This window comes from Rhizobium sp. Root1212 (assembly GCF_001424985.1).
GTDB lineage: Bacteria > Pseudomonadota > Alphaproteobacteria > Rhizobiales > Rhizobiaceae > Pararhizobium.
Genome location: NZ_LMDA01000001.1, coordinates 822,804 through 836,867, shown reverse-complemented (window position 1 = coordinate 836,867; position 14,064 = coordinate 822,804). Strand labels below are relative to the sequence as shown.

At 64.3% G+C, this 14,064-nt stretch carries 11 protein-coding genes; 2 read left to right on the top strand and 9 right to left on the bottom strand.

The features are described 5' to 3' along the window. Nucleotides 1–128 precede the first annotated feature (128 nt). Nucleotides 129–1,865: an ABC transporter ATP-binding protein/permease gene (locus tag ASC86_RS03995; RefSeq protein ID WP_056316350.1), complete on the top strand. Its 1,737-nt coding sequence runs from the start codon at nt 129–131 to the stop codon at nt 1,863–1,865. Here ASC86_RS03995 and ASC86_RS03990 read toward each other — a convergent pair whose 3' ends face one another. Continuing rightward, nucleotides 1,866–3,374, bottom strand: coding sequence for a mercuric reductase (locus tag ASC86_RS03990; RefSeq protein ID WP_082509855.1), 1,509 nt, complete (start codon nt 3,372–3,374; stop codon nt 1,866–1,868). It lies immediately after the preceding gene. Between the two features lie 2 nt (nt 3,375–3,376). Beyond that, nucleotides 3,377–4,663, bottom strand: a complete 1,287-nt coding sequence (locus tag ASC86_RS03985; protein WP_056316343.1) for a glucoamylase family protein — start codon at nt 4,661–4,663, stop codon at nt 3,377–3,379. A gap of 248 nt (nt 4,664–4,911) precedes the next feature. On the opposite strand from ASC86_RS03985, the gene ASC86_RS03980 reads away from it, so the two are divergent. Beyond that, nucleotides 4,912–6,108 carry an ROK family transcriptional regulator gene (locus ASC86_RS03980; RefSeq protein WP_056318220.1) on the top strand — a complete coding sequence of 399 codons (1,197 nt, stop codon included), beginning with the start codon at nt 4,912–4,914 and terminating at the stop codon, nt 6,106–6,108. 4 nt (nt 6,109–6,112) lie between these two features. On the opposite strand, the gene ASC86_RS03975 is transcribed toward ASC86_RS03980, so the two are convergent. The 7 genes from ASC86_RS03975 to ASC86_RS03945 are packed head-to-tail and all read right to left on the bottom strand — an operon-like array spanning nt 6,113 to nt 13,966. Beyond that, nucleotides 6,113–8,125: a beta-N-acetylhexosaminidase gene (locus ASC86_RS03975; RefSeq protein WP_056316341.1), complete on the bottom strand. Its 2,013-nt coding sequence runs from the start codon at nt 8,123–8,125 to the stop codon at nt 6,113–6,115. Between the two features lie 24 nt (nt 8,126–8,149). Further along, the gene (locus ASC86_RS03970; protein WP_056316338.1) at nt 8,150–8,623 is read right to left on the bottom strand and encodes a GNAT family N-acetyltransferase; all 474 of its coding nucleotides are present in this window, start codon (nt 8,621–8,623) and stop codon (nt 8,150–8,152) included. An 11-nt stretch (nt 8,624–8,634) separates the two neighbouring features. Then, entirely contained in the window at nt 8,635–9,564 is a 930-nt protein-coding gene (locus ASC86_RS03965) for an ABC transporter ATP-binding protein (RefSeq protein WP_056316335.1), read from the bottom strand. After that, on the bottom strand, nt 9,561–10,376 hold the full coding sequence (locus ASC86_RS03960) for an ABC transporter ATP-binding protein (RefSeq protein ID WP_056316332.1): 816 nt from the start codon (nt 10,374–10,376) through the stop codon (nt 9,561–9,563). The genes ASC86_RS03965 and ASC86_RS03960 overlap by 4 nt, the downstream gene beginning before the upstream one ends. Continuing rightward, the gene (locus ASC86_RS03955) at nt 10,376–11,275 is read right to left on the bottom strand and encodes an ABC transporter permease (RefSeq protein WP_056316330.1); all 900 of its coding nucleotides are present in this window, start codon (nt 11,273–11,275) and stop codon (nt 10,376–10,378) included. Before ASC86_RS03955 ends, ASC86_RS03960 begins: the two co-directional genes overlap by 1 nt. Further along, nucleotides 11,272–12,255 carry an ABC transporter permease gene (locus ASC86_RS03950; protein ID WP_056316327.1) on the bottom strand — a complete coding sequence of 328 codons (984 nt, stop codon included), beginning with the start codon at nt 12,253–12,255 and terminating at the stop codon, nt 11,272–11,274. Before ASC86_RS03950 ends, ASC86_RS03955 begins: the two co-directional genes overlap by 4 nt. Nucleotides 12,256–12,271: 16 nt before the next feature. Next, nucleotides 12,272–13,966, bottom strand: coding sequence for an ABC transporter substrate-binding protein (locus ASC86_RS03945; RefSeq protein ID WP_056316324.1), 1,695 nt, complete (start codon nt 13,964–13,966; stop codon nt 12,272–12,274). Nucleotides 13,967–14,064: the final 98 nt, after the last annotated feature.

The following is a 14,064-nucleotide window of genomic DNA, read 5'->3' as shown; positions in this document are numbered from 1 at the left end:
GAAAACACGGCCGGATTGAATGGACGGCAGACGGTGGCGCGATATAGTCTCCGACAGTCGCTTCGAGAGATTTCCAGGCATGATCACGTCGGCACCGCGCGCAGCGTCTCGATTTATCGGCGGCAGCCATGGCTGATGCAACGCGTGACGAAACCGAGGATCGGCCGCTGCGCCAATATGTGGCGACCATGGTGGATGCCTTTCGCGGTTCGCCGCTGCGGCGCAGGCTTTTGCTTCTGGCCGGTGGCATATTCGCCGTCATCCTCGCCACCGCCTTCGGCCAGATCGTCCTCAACCGCTGGAACCAGCCGTTCTACGATGCGCTGCAGCAGCGCAACTTTGCCGGCTTTCTACATCAGCTCATGGTGTTTTTCGAGATCGCCGGCTCGCTGCTGGTGCTCAACATCACCCAGCAATGGCTCAACCAGATGCTGCACCTGAAGCTGCGCGAAGCGCTGACGCGCGACATGATCGACGAATGGCTGCGGCCGGGCCGCGCCTTCTGCGTGGCGCGGCGGGGGCAGATCGGCGTCAATCCCGACCAGCGGCTGCATGAGGATGTCCATCATCTCAGCGATCTCTCGGTCGATCTCGGTGTGGGCCTGCTGCAGGCGGGCGTGTTGCTCGCAAGTTTCGTTGGCGTGTTGTGGGCGCTGTCGTCGGGCTTCGTCTTTCATCTCTTCGGTGCGGCTTTCCAGATACCCGGCTACATGGTGTGGGCGGCGATCCTTTATTCGGGAACGGCCTCCTGGCTCAGCTGGCGGGTCGGCCGCCCGCTGATCGCGCTGAACGGCGATCGTTATGCCCGCGAGGCGGACCTGCGCTATGCGCTGGTGCGGGTCAACGAACAGCTCGATGCGATCGCGGTTTCTGCTGGCGAAGCGGATGAGGCGCGGCGGCTGCAACGCGATCTCGGCGCCGTTATCGAGGCCTCGCGCCGGATCGTCATGGCGATGGTGCGGCTCGGCTGGGTCACCTCCGGTTATGGCTGGGTGACGATCGTGGCGCCGATCGTCATCGCAGCGCCGGTCTATTTCGGCGGCGACATGACCTTCGGCGGGCTGATGATGGCCGTTGGTGCGTTCAACCAGTTCCACGCCTCGCTGCGCTGGTTCGTGGACAATATCGGCGCCATCGCCGATTGGCGCGCAACCCTGCGCCGGGTGGCCGATTTCCGCCTCGTGCTTCTGGAAGCGGAGGTGAACGACGATGCGGTGGATCGCATCGCTTTCATCCGCTCGCCTGAGCCGGCCATCGTTCTCGACGATCTGGAAATGGATGTGCCTTCGGGGCCGGTGCGGTTGTCGGAACCGCATGTCACCGTCCGTCCCGGCGAGCGCGTACTCGTTACCGGTGCGCGGGGCGAGGGCAAGACGTTGCTGACGCATACGATCGCCGGGCTGTGGCGCTGGGGCAGGGGAAGCATAAGCTTGCCGGACGACGACCGCATCGCCTTCGTGGTGCGCGATCCCTATCTGCCGTTCGGCACGCTGCGCGCCGCGCTCTGCTATCCGCGCGCGGAAGACGGCTGTTCGAACGACGCGATCCTTGCCGGCCTCGAGCGGGTGGGATTGGGGCGGCTGACTTCCCTGCTCGACCACAGTGCCCGCTGGGAGCACGAATTCGGCAACGAGGAACGCCGCATGCTGAGTATCGCGCAATTGCTTCTTCACCGCCCCGCCTGGATCGTGATCGACGATGTCGGCGACCTGACCGATGGCAACAATGGCGAACGGGTCGCCTCCATCTTCCGCGATGATTTGGGCGCAGCTGCGGTCATCGCCATGGGAACGGTAGATGGCCATGCCGACCTGTTTTCCCGCACGCTGCACCTGGTGACGACGCCGAATCCAGCGAGCGGATAATCAGACCAGCGGCTTGCCGGAGGGTGTCTGCAGCACGGTGCTGTCGGTATCGCGCCGGTAGGCCTGCGCGGCAAGCATGATCGCGCCGGATTGCGCCGGATAGGTGTGGATCACCTCGGCCAGCGCCTGCATGCCGATGCCGGTGCTCATGATCACGGCGATTTCATTGATCAGCTCGCTCGCATGCGATGCGACGATGGTGGCGCCGAGGATGCGGTCGGAGCCTTCGGCGACGTGGATCTTGACGAAGCCGGTCTCCTCGCCGTCGGTGATGGCGCGGTCGATATCGTTCAACATCACCGTGTAGCTCTTGATCGGGATGGATTGCCGGTGGGCATCCCAGACCTGCAGGCCGATATGGGCGATCTCGGGACTGCAATAGGTGCACCAGGGAATGACGGAGTTGTCGTGTTTCTGGCCGGCCTGCAGCAGCGCGTTGGCGACCGCCCGGCGCGCCGAGGATTGCGCGGCATTGGTGAATTTCAGCGGCAGGCAGGCATCGCCCGCGGCGTAAACATCAGGGTTGCTGCTGCACAGAAACCCGTCGACCGTGACGCCGCGTCGGGGATTGGAGGCAATGCCGGCGGCGGCAAGATCGAGCGCTTCGATATTGGGTACGCGGCCGGTGCAAACGAGAATTTCGTCAGCCGCAATCTCGCCCTTCACCTCGTTGTTGAGGGTTTCGAGGATTTTCGTGTCGCCCTCGCGCCGGGCGGCGATAACGACGGTGTTGAGGCGGATCTCCATGCCGTCGCGGGCCATCGACCAGTTGAGGATTTCGGCGGCGTCGCGCTCCTCGCGCGGCAGGAATTTCGGGTTGTTCTGCACGATCGTCACCTGCGCGCCCATGCGGCAGAAGGCCTGCGCCAGCTCGCAGCCGAGTGGCCCGCCGCCGATGACCGCGAGCCGTTTCGGCAGCGCCGTCATCTCGAAGATGGTCGAACTGGTGCGGTAGCCCGTTTCTTTGAGGCCGGGAATGCCGGGGATTTTCGGGCGCGCGCCGGTGGCGATCAGCACCTTGCGGAACGGCAGGGGGGTGGCGTCGACCACCAGCTTGTCGGGGCCGGCGAAGCGGGCCTCGCCGAAGAAGATATCGATGCCCAGCGCGGTCAGGTCATGAACCGAGTGATAGACGGCAATGCGCGTGCGGATGCGGCGCAGGCGGTCCATGGCGGCAGCGAAATCGAAGGCGGGCTGCTCCGGCAGCGGCGCGCCGAATTCGTCGGCATCGCGCATGCCGCCATAGATATCGGCGGTGCGGATGATCGCCTTCGAGGGCACGGAGCCGGTGTGCAGCGAGTCTCCGCCAAGGACGGCGCGCTCGATGAGCGCGACGGTAAAGCCGCGCCGCGCCGCATATTCGGCCGCCGCGATGCCGGCCGGTCCGGCGCCGATGATGGCGAGATCGTAGAGGGACTTAGGCCGAGGATTGCGCCAGTCCTGCGGGCGCACCCGCCGCAGAAGGGAGGCCTCGTCATCGGACAGGGCCGCAGGTGTGGTGCGTTGCATGGCTATAACCATCCCCCGCTGAAGCCGGCATGGGCAAGGCCGGCACGGATATAAGGGCAGCGCCGCATGATCTCCCAGATCAGCCCGCTGCGGTGGTTTTCGATGCTGATCGCGAGCAGGCCCTGATCGAGCCCAAACCAACCTTGCGAAAGCCAGCCGCCATCGCCGTCGCGCAGCGTCGGGTTGAAGCCACTGGAAAACCGGTCGTCGCTGCAAACCTGGGGGTAGCGTTCCAGCAGATGGCGCGTGCCGGCAAGGGCGGCTTCCGGGGTAAAGGGCAGGGTCGCCAGCATCGCCCAGGGAGAGATCGTACCGTCATCCGGGCCATAGGGCACGCCGCGCGACATATAGCCGTAGAAGCGCCGATCCCGGCCCTTGCCCCGCGAGGACGCGACCGAAGGGCCTTCGCCAGCCGTCACACCCCAGAGGTCGCGGCAATAGCCTTCGAATTCATAAGGATTGCGCTCGCCATATTCGCGGTGAATGGCAATCGCGCTTTTCGTATTCTCGAAATAGTCGCTGTTCTTTTCCCGCATGAAGCCGTCGCGAATGCCGCGGAAATCGATCCAGGCGTGGGAAAACAGATGGGTGAAAAGCGGGCCCGAATAGAGCACGTTGTGGTCCAGCAGGTTCTCCCACTGATAGGTGAGGCTCCAGGTTTCGTAACAGCTGGCCGAAAGGGGAAAGGTCGGCGATCCGAGCCCGAGGATGTAGAGGATCGTCGCCTCGTTATAGCCTTCCCAGCCGTAATGGAGGAAACCGCATTCCGGCTTCCAGCCCTGCGAGAGGCCGGAAGTGCTGTTTTGTGCCCAGTGCCAGTCGACCCGGCCATAGAGCGCATCGGCATGATCGCGGATTTCGCTTTCGATGCCGTCGCCATCGAAATGGCCGGCCGCCACCAGAACGCCGGCGATGAGAAGGGCGGTGTCGATCAGCGAAAGCTCGCATTGCCAGACGCGCCGGCCGGTCTTCATATCGAGGAAGTGGTAGTAAAAACCCTTGTAGCCGGTGGCATCGGGCGCTTCGCTCTGCGCGCTATCGAGGAAGAATTTCAACACCCGGAGCGTGAGACGCGCGGCTTTCGCGCGCGACAGCCAGCCGTTTTCGACGGCGACGGGATAGGCGGAAAGCGCGAAGCCGACGACGGCGATGCTGCAAGGGGAGCCGGGGCGGGACGTATCGGCGACGAGGCCGGTATCGGCATCCGCATAGTCTGTCAGATAGGAAAAGGCTGCGCGCTGAAGCCGGGAAACCAGCATCTCGTCCGAAAGGTGACTGAAGCCGCCCATCAAGCCTGCCCTGCGAATGGAAACAGCCGGTTATCCGGCCCGGACGTCTGACTTCATCCTATCAACCGGATTGCGTCTGTAAAGACGGCGTCATGAGCCTGAAGGATTCAACGATCGGCCTCCTTCCGTTCCGCCGACGGGCGCCGGGACCAGCGTCATCTCGCACCAAGCCACTGGCTATTGCGGCGATTTCCGCCTATGCCGAAAGGCAGAAGGCGCGGAGCGCATCCGGTGAACATATCGATATCATGAAAGCCATTTCCGGCACCAATCTTGAAAAGGCGAAGGCGCACAACCGGCGGGTCGTGATCGAGGCGATCCGCACCAGCGGACCGCTTTCCCGCGCCGAGATCGCGCGGCTGACGGCGCTGACGGCGCAGACCGTGTCGAACATCGTCGAGGAGCTGGAAGGCTCCGAACTCCTCAAGGCCGACAGCCCGCAGAAGCTGGCGCGCGGCCAGCCATTCACGCCCTATTCGATCAATCCCGACGGAGCTTATTCGATCGGGCTGGAACTGGAGCGCGATCACGCGGCCGGTGTTCTAACCGACCTCTCCGGCACCATCCGCGCCCGCATTGTCAGGCCCATCGACCCGCCCACGCCGGAACGGGCGATCCCGATCCTCGCGGCGATCAGCGCGGAATTGCAGACAGCCTTTCCCTTCGAACGCGACCGTCTGCTCGGCGCCGGCATTGCCATGCCGGGGCGCTATGCGGCGGAGGGCGTGACCTCGCTGACACCGATCGCATTGCCGGGCTGGCAACATTACGAGGTGGGGCCGGCGCTCGAAGCCCTGCTCGGCATGCCGGTGCTGGTGGAAAACGATGCGACGGCGGCGGCGATCGGCGAGCGGCTTTATGGCGTGGCGCGGGGTCTCAGCAGCTTCGTCTATCTCTTTCTTGGCGGCGGCATCGGCGCCGGCCTGTTTCTCGACGGTCACCTCTATCGCGGCAGTCGCGCCAATGCCGGCGAGATCGGTCATATCGTCGTCGAGCCGGACGGGCTGCCCTGCGTCTGCGGCAAACGCGGCTGTCTCGACCGCTACGTCTCGCTCGGCGCAGCCTATGAATATCTGAAGATCGACGATCCCGGCGCCCATAGCGTGGAAGAGCTGGACGCGATAGTCGAGACGGCGGGGCCGGCGCTCGATGGCTGGCTGGATGCCGCCGCCGAGGCGATGCGCCGGACCATCGATTTTCTGGAACTCGCCTTCGACCCACAGACAATCGTGCTCGGCGGGCCGATGCCGGCGGGTCTTCTGCGCCGGCTTGCCGCGCTGATGGAGCCGCTCTACCCGCCGGTCAACCCGGAGGAAGAGCGACGCATCGCCCGTATCATGATCGCTGCGACCGGCAAGGACACGTCCATTCTCGGCGCTGCCGCCCTGCCGGTCTTTTCCGAGACGAACCCGCAGTTTGCCGTGCTGCAGAAGTCCGTCTCGTAAGCCCTTACTCTTCGCGAAAGCCGTAAAGGATCGGCATCAGGCCGGCTGCAGCCTTGAAGCGGGGCCATGACTTGCGGTCATGGGCCGTCCAGCCGGTTTCGGCGATGGCTGAAAGGCGCGGGAAGACGAGGCGGTCGAAGACCGCACGGTCCATCATCGCTTCCGACCAGATGCAGGCCTGCACGCCCCTGAGCTTTTCCTTCTGCGCATCGCTCCAGCCGGCGACCGGATCGAACGCGTAGGTCATTTCCGGCGCCGACCAGCCGGCCCAGCTGGCACCCGGCTCGTCCCAGTCGGGGCTGTTGGACATGTCGAGGTAATAGGCCTGACCGGGGCAGACGACCATGGAATAACCTTCTCCGGCAAGCGCCGCCGACACCTTGGTATCGCGCCAGCCGCAGAGATAGGTGGTGGCCTTGTCGATGACGTTGCCGTGGGCCGCTTCCTCCCAGCCGCCGGTGACGCAGCCCCGAGACGCCAGGAATTTCTGGACCCGCTCAAGGAAGACCGACTGCAACACGGCGGCACCCGAGCCATCGATGGCATCGGCACCATGGGTGTTGGTGATGACATTCAGCCGGCGCGCGTGAGCCTCGGCCATCTCGTCGCCGCTGAGTTCGCGCAGCTTCGCCAACGCCTCCGGCGAACCGGACCATGCGCCGAGCGGCACCTCGTCGGCGCCGACATGGATCGTCTTGAAGGGGAAGAGGTCGATCAACTCCTTGAAGATCGTCTCCAGCACCTCATAGGTCTTTTCGCGGGCCGGGTTGATGCAATTGTCCGGGAAACCCTGGACGGAATAGTAGCTGCCCTGTTCAGCGGGATCGCGCAGCTCCGGAATGGCCGTCAGCATGGCGAAGCAATGGCCGGGAATGTCGATTTCCGGCAGGATCTCGATGCCGAAATCCTTAGCATGGGCGACGATACCGCGAACGGCCGCCTTGGTGTAGAAGCCACCCGTCCGTTCCGGCCCGCTGCCGAGCAGCGGCGGCAAAGGAAGGCCATGGCCGCGCCAGGCGCCGATCTCCGTCAGGGCCGGATAGGCATCGATCTCGACGCGCCAGGATTCGTCGTCGGACAGGTGCCAGTGGAAACGGTTCATCTTGTTCCAGGCAAGGATGGACATCAGCTTGCGGATTTCCGCTTCGCCATAGAACTGGCGGGCGACATCGAGATGCAGCCCGCGCCAGCCCATGGCCGGCGCGTCGGTGATCGTGCCTTCGACAGGGAAGCTGTAGGATTCCGGGAACTGCCGCGCGCCGCGCCAGATCTGGCCGAGCGTCACGAGGCCGTAGAAAAGCCCGGTGCGGGTCGAGGCGGCGACCGAGATGGCGTCCGCCTTGAAGGCGATCTCGTAGGCTTCCTCCGCAAGGCCGTCCTTGAGCCAGAGATGGACCGGCAGGCCGCCTTCCGAAGCGGGGCGGACGATGCCTTCGACCGCAAAAAGATCGTTCACCAGCCGGGTGAAGGCATCCGCCGCAGCGGCGGGCTCAGCGCCCTCGGCAACCAGCGTCAGGCCGATCGGCGCAGCACCACGCGAGGAAAGCGCGACATGCTGCGGCCATGGGATCACCGAAATGGAGGCCGGCGGATTGGCCGGGACGGGGTAGGGTGCAACACCGCGCTTCAGTGGCGCGTTGCCGCCGACCATCAGCGTCTGGCCGGCGCGCACCGGCAGCGTACCGCCATCGGCCAGCACCAGATAGGCGCCACGCGCGCCATCCGTCCAATGCTGGAACGCCCAGCTGAGGCCATGCACCGAGACCGTCCACGTTGCGCCCGGTTCCAGCACGAAACCTTCGGGCGGCAGAAGTTCGCTGAAGTTGGAAAGCCGGGTGCCGAGCGAACCGCCGTCGATTTCGGCGCCGGGATCGATCCGGCCGGGGCCGCTGACGTAGAGATGAAAGTTGCTGAGCGGCGTTTTCGTCGTATTGGTCAGCTTGAGCGTGTAGGCAAGCGCGCGGTCGTCTGCGGCGGGCGCCCAGGAGGTTTCGAGGACGAGGGCGGATGTCGGCATGATAATCTCTGCTTTCTGGGAGGATCAGTTGACGTCGAGCATCCCGGCATAGACGCCGGGGGCGGAATTGGGGATCGGCATGGCGCCGACCGTTTTCTCATAGAAGGCCGAGGGGCCGACATCGCCGATGATGGCGTAGCCATAACCCATGGTCCTGAGATCGAAGAGGGATGCGAGCAGCAGCGCATGGCCGATGCCGAGGCCGCGCGCCTCTTCATCGACACCGGTCGGACCGAAGAAGCTGCGGGCGATCGATTCATGGCAGGCGAAGCCGACGAGTTTCTTGTCCCGCGTGGCGATGAAGCAGGTCGGCGGCTGGCGCGTCAGCGCGACGGCCGTTTCGCTGGCCCAGCCCTTGCCGAATTTCTCCGTGACCCATTCGGTCACCAGCCGCGCTTCCGGCGCGAGCGGCCGGCGGATGGTGACGCCGGCGGCGGCCATTCTGGCCTCGAGGTCGGGCTTCGGGGTGAGGAGCGAAAGATTGACGAGATAGTCCAAGCTGAAATCCCCTAATTCTGGACCGCAAGGCTGCGGACGAAATGGTTGTTCCCGACCTGCTCGACCTTCGTCGAAGTCGGACGGCTGAGCGCGCGGACCTTTTCCGCCCGGTCGAGGAATCGCGCGCTTTCGCCGATGATAAAGGGCCTTGCGCCATCCGGCACGGCCGAAAGCAGAAGCTGGGTATAGGGATGGCGCGCACTGGTGATCACGGCTTCGGTATCGCCCCACTCCACCATCTGCCCCGCAAACATCACCACGATCTCCTCCGCCACATGGGCGGCGGTAGCGATGTCGTGGGTGATGTAGAGAAGGGCGAGGCTGCGCTCGTGCTTGATGCGGGCAAGCAGCTCAAGAATACCGAGGCGGATCGAGACGTCGAGCATCGAGGTCGGCTCGTCGGCGACCAGCACGCCCGGCCGCACGGCAAGCGCGCGGGCGATGTTGACACGCTGGCGCTGGCCGCCGGAAAGCTGATGCGGATATTTGTGCCGCGTCACCGCCGGATCGAGGCCGACATCGGAGAGCAGCGTGGAAACCGCGTCCGCGACAGCGGCCTTGCCCTCGGCATGCCGGTGCAGCAGCACCGGGCGGGAAAGGTGATGGTCGATGGAATAGACCGGGTTGAGCGAGGAGAACGGGTCCTGAAACACCATCTGCACCTCGCGGCGATAGGCCCGTTCTTCCTCGTGGGTGCCGGTTGCGGTGACATCGCGGCCGCGGAAGGAGAGGCGGCCTGATGTCGGCTGGTCCATGCGGGCGATGATGCGGGCACAGGTCGTCTTGCCGCAGCCGGATTCGCCGACCAGCGCCAGCGCCCGGCCGGGCGTCAGCGACAGTGAGATGCCGCGCAGCGCCTGTACTGCGCCGAAGCTGCGCTCGATGCCGTCGAGGCGGATGATGGGAGCGGAGAGGGAGAGGCTGGTGGGCGCGAGGTTCATGCGACGCCTCCTGCGAGTTCGGAGCGGCCCGGCAGTTGCGGAATGGCATTCCATAGCTTGCGCGTATAGTCATGCACGGGGGCGTGGCTCACCTGCCGGACATCGCCGACCTCGACCAGCTCGCCCTTCAGCATCACGCCGATACGGTGGCAGAGCTGCGCCATCAGGTGCAGGTCATGGGTGATGAACAGCACGGAAAAACCGTGGCTGCGCTGCAGGTCGATCACCTGTTCGAGGATTTCCCGCTGCACCACCACGTCGAGCGCGGTGGTCGGTTCGTCCATGATGATCAGCTCCGGCTGGAGCGCGAGGCAGATGGCGATGACGATGCGCTGGCGCATGCCGCCGGAAAACTGGTGCGGATAATCGGAAAGCCGGCTTGTGGGGATGCCGACCAGCTTGAACATCGCTTCCGCCCGTTCACGCGATTGCGCCCGTGTCGCGCCGGTATGTCGATGCAGCACGTCGTGGAACTGCGCCTCGACGCGCATCAGCGGGTTCAGCGAGTTCATGGCGCTCTGGAACACCATGCCGACGCGCCGCCAGCGCACCTTCTGCATCTCGCCTTCCGGCAGTTTCAGAAGGTCGCGGTCGTCGAGCAGGATTTCCCCGCCGGCTACCCAGGCCGGCGATTTGGCAAGGCGGGTGATGGCAAAGGCGATGGTGCTCTTGCCGCAGCCGGATTCCCCGGCGAGACCGAAAATCTCGCCGCGGCCGATATCGAAGGAGACGTCTTTCACCGCGCGGAAGGCGCCCTTGTCGAGCAGATAGTCGACCTGGAGATTGCGGATTTGCAGCAGTGTGTCGCTCATCACGCACTCCTTAGGGTTCGGTTGCGCTGGCGGGTAAGACGCAGCCAGCGGGTCAGCGCCGGGCCGGAGCGCAGCTGCGGATTGGCGATCTCGTCGAAGGTGAAGTTGACGAGAGCAAGTCCGAGACCCGTGAGCGCGATGCCGGCGGCGGGCGCACCAATATCCCACCAGGCGCCGAGGATGATCGCCGAGGAGTTCTGCGCATTGTAGAGCATCGTGCCCCAGCTCACCTGCAGGGGATCGCCGAAGCCGAGATATTCGAGCGTCGTCTGGGCGACGACCGCATAGATGATGCTGCCGACAAGATTGATGCCGATCAGCGGTAAAAGGTTGGGCAGCAGCTCGACGAAGAGCACGCGCCAGGCCGGCTCGCCGATCATGCGGGCGGCGGTGACGAAATCGCGGTTGCGCAGCGCCATGGTCTGCGAGCGGGTCATGCGTGCGCCCCAGGGCCAGGAGGTGAGCGCGATGATCGTCATGATGGCGAGCGGCCCGACCGTTCCGGCAAAGGAGGCGAGCAGGATCAGCAAGGGTATGTTGGGAATGACGAGCACGGCGTTGGTGGCAAGGTCGAGTGCGGCATCCGTGCGACCGCCGGCATAGCCGGAGATGAGGCCGATGACGGTGCCGATCACGGTGATGGCGATGCCGGTGGCAAAGCCGACCGCGAGCGAGGTGCGCGAGCCCCAGACGAACTGGGTATAGACGTCGCGGCCCATTTTCGTCGTGCCGAAGACATGCTCGACGGTCGGCGGCTGGTGCGAGCGGCCAACGCGGGCGCTGGGTGCGCCCGGCGCGATGACGGGGGCGAAGATCGCCATCAGGCAGAGCGCCACGATGATGATCAGACCGGCGACGGCCTTTTTCTGCTGGAGGAGGATTTTGAGGCCGGACATCATGCGGAAGCATCCCTCAGTCGCGGGTCGATGACGCCGTAGACGACATCGACGAGGAGGTTGGCACCGAGCGTCGCCATCGTCATCAGAAGCAACTGGCCCTGGATGACGGGATAGTCGCGCGCGACGCTGGCGGTGAACAGCGTGAGGCCGAGACCCGGATAGTTGAAGACGATCTCGGTAACGATCGAACCGCCGAAGACGGCGCCGAGCATCAAGGCGAGATTGGTGAGCACGGGCAGCATGGCGTTGCGCGCGCCGTAGCCGAGCATGACGGTTGCCGCCGTCAGCCCCTTGGCGCGGCCCATGGTGACATAATCTTCGCCGAGCACGGAGATCATCGAGGAGCGCATCGTCGTCTGGAACTCGCCGATGAGATAGGGCGAGAGCGTCAGCACCGGCAGGATGGCGTGGTAAAAGACGCTGCCGGCGAAGGTGAAATTGAGGCCGGGATCGAGGTTCGGATCATAGGCATAGCCGACCGGGAACCAGCGCAGCGACACGCCGAAGATGAACAGCGCCGTCAGTGCGATGATGACCGGCGGAACGGCGATCATGACAACCGAAAACGGCGAGACGACCGTATCGAACCGCCCGCCGCGCCGCCATGCGGCGACCGCGCCGAGCATCGTGCCGACGAGAAGCGAGAAGGTGATCGCCGTCACTACGAGAAACAGCGTCCAGAGCGTCGAGCGGGAAAGCACCTCCACGACGGTCTGTGGGTAATATTTGACGGAGACGCCGAGATCGAGCGTCGCCAGTCCTTTGAGATAGTCTATGAACTGGGTGAGGAGCGGAGCCTCGACGGCGCCGAACCTTGCCTTGATCGCCTCTATCGCCGCGGGCGTGGCGCGAGGGCCGAGTTGCGCGATCATCGCATCGACGGGGGACCCCGGCATCAGCCGGGGAACCGTGAAATTCATGACGATCGCAAAGCCGAGCGCCACCGCATAGACGCCGAGGCGCCGGGAAGAGACGTACATTTCCCCGATCCTCGGCTTATTGCACCGGCTTCAGGCGCAGAAGATGAACGAGGCGCATGCGGTTGTTGTCATGGTTTTCCGGGTTCATCACCGGCTCCTTGTCCGTCACCCAGCCGGTGAAGCGCTTGGTGGAGAACTGGTACCAAGTGGGGCCGTTGAAGACCGGAACCATCGGCATGTCGTCGGCGACGATCACCTGTATGTCGCCGAAGAGCTTTTTATGCTCCTCGTCGGTCGTCGCCTTGCGATAGGCGTCGAACAGCGCATCGAGCTTCGGGTTGGAATAGCGCGACGGCGCGGTGGTGATGCGGCCGGCAAAGGCCGTCGACATCGACTGGTAGTAGCCGCGGAACGGCGTCGAGCCATCGGCACGCGATTGCAGCGCCACGTCGAAGCTGCCGTCGAGCAGCTGTTTCTGCCACTGTTCGTATTCCGGCGTCGCGACCGCGACGTTCAGGCCGGCGGCGCGCAGCCCTTCGGCGGCGATCTGCGCATCGTCGATCCAGTCGGTCCAGCCGTTCGGGATGATGATGGTGAAGGAAAGCGGCTTGCCGCTCTTGGTCTTCCGCATGCCGTCGTCGCCCTTGGCATAGCCGGCTTCGTCGAGCAGCTTGTTGGCCTTGTCGACGTCGAAGGCCATCCATTCGTCCCTGGTGCCTTCCGCGGCCGGGTTGCGCCAGGCCTCGAAGCGCGGCGGCAGGCCGCTCGCATGCAGATTCGCCTTGGGATAGCCGAAGCCGGCGACATCGACCATGGCCGTGCGGTCCATGGCGAGGCTGAAGGCGCGGCGGAATTCGAGGTCGTTGAAGGCCTCCTTCTTGCCTTCGTCGGCGCTCTTCAGGTTCATCTGGAAGGCGACGGTTTCGGCCGGCGGCTGCCAGTAGCCGTTATGCTCGGGATCAAGCGCCACGAAGGTCTTGTCGATTTGCGGCAGGAAGGAGCCGATCCAGTCGAGATTGCCTTCCGGCAGCAGTGCCAGCATCTGGTCGTTGCCGGCGATCTGCGGCAGCTTCAGGCAATCGACATTGAGGTCGGTGGCATCCCAGTAGTTCGGGTTGCGGCACTGCTCGTAGACCTGCGGCGTGAAACGGCGGATTTCGGTCATTGGGCCGGAGCCGACCGGCTTTTCGTTCTTGAAGGCGACCGGATCTGCGACATCCTTCCAGATATGCTCCGGCACGACCGGCAGATCGGAGATCGATTCCGGGAACTGGCTGTTGACGTCCTTGAGGTGGATGACGACTTCGGTCGGCGAGGGCGCTTCGACCGAAGTGACGGTATCGCCGACCCCGACGATATCGACGGCCGGGTTCTTCAGCATCAGGTCGATCGTGTATTTCACGTCCGACGCGGTCAGTGGCTGGCCGTCGGACCATTTGACGTCGGGGCGCATCGTGTAGGTGATCGACTTCATGTCGTCGGAAAACTTGAAGTCCGTCGCAAGCCGAAAGACCGGCTTGCCGCCGTCATCGGCATTGAAGATCACCAGCGGCTCATAGATGAAATCCATGGTGCTCTGGCGCCGCCCGCCGAGATCGAACGGATTGAAATTCTGCACCCAGCTCGTCTGTTCCTCGATGTGCATGGTGAGCACGGCTTCGGCATTTGCGGCTGTTGCGAAAACGCCGCCGGTGGCGAACGTCGCGCCCATGGCCGCTGCCGATAAAAGCAGCACCCGCCGGGTGACGGAAAGGTAATTCCTTGCATTCATTGACATATCGTTCCCCTTTTCGCTCTTGTTTTTAAGAGTCAATCAATTTGATTTAATCAAGCGCTGATTTTTTCCCGTCCGTCAATCGGGGTGAAGAA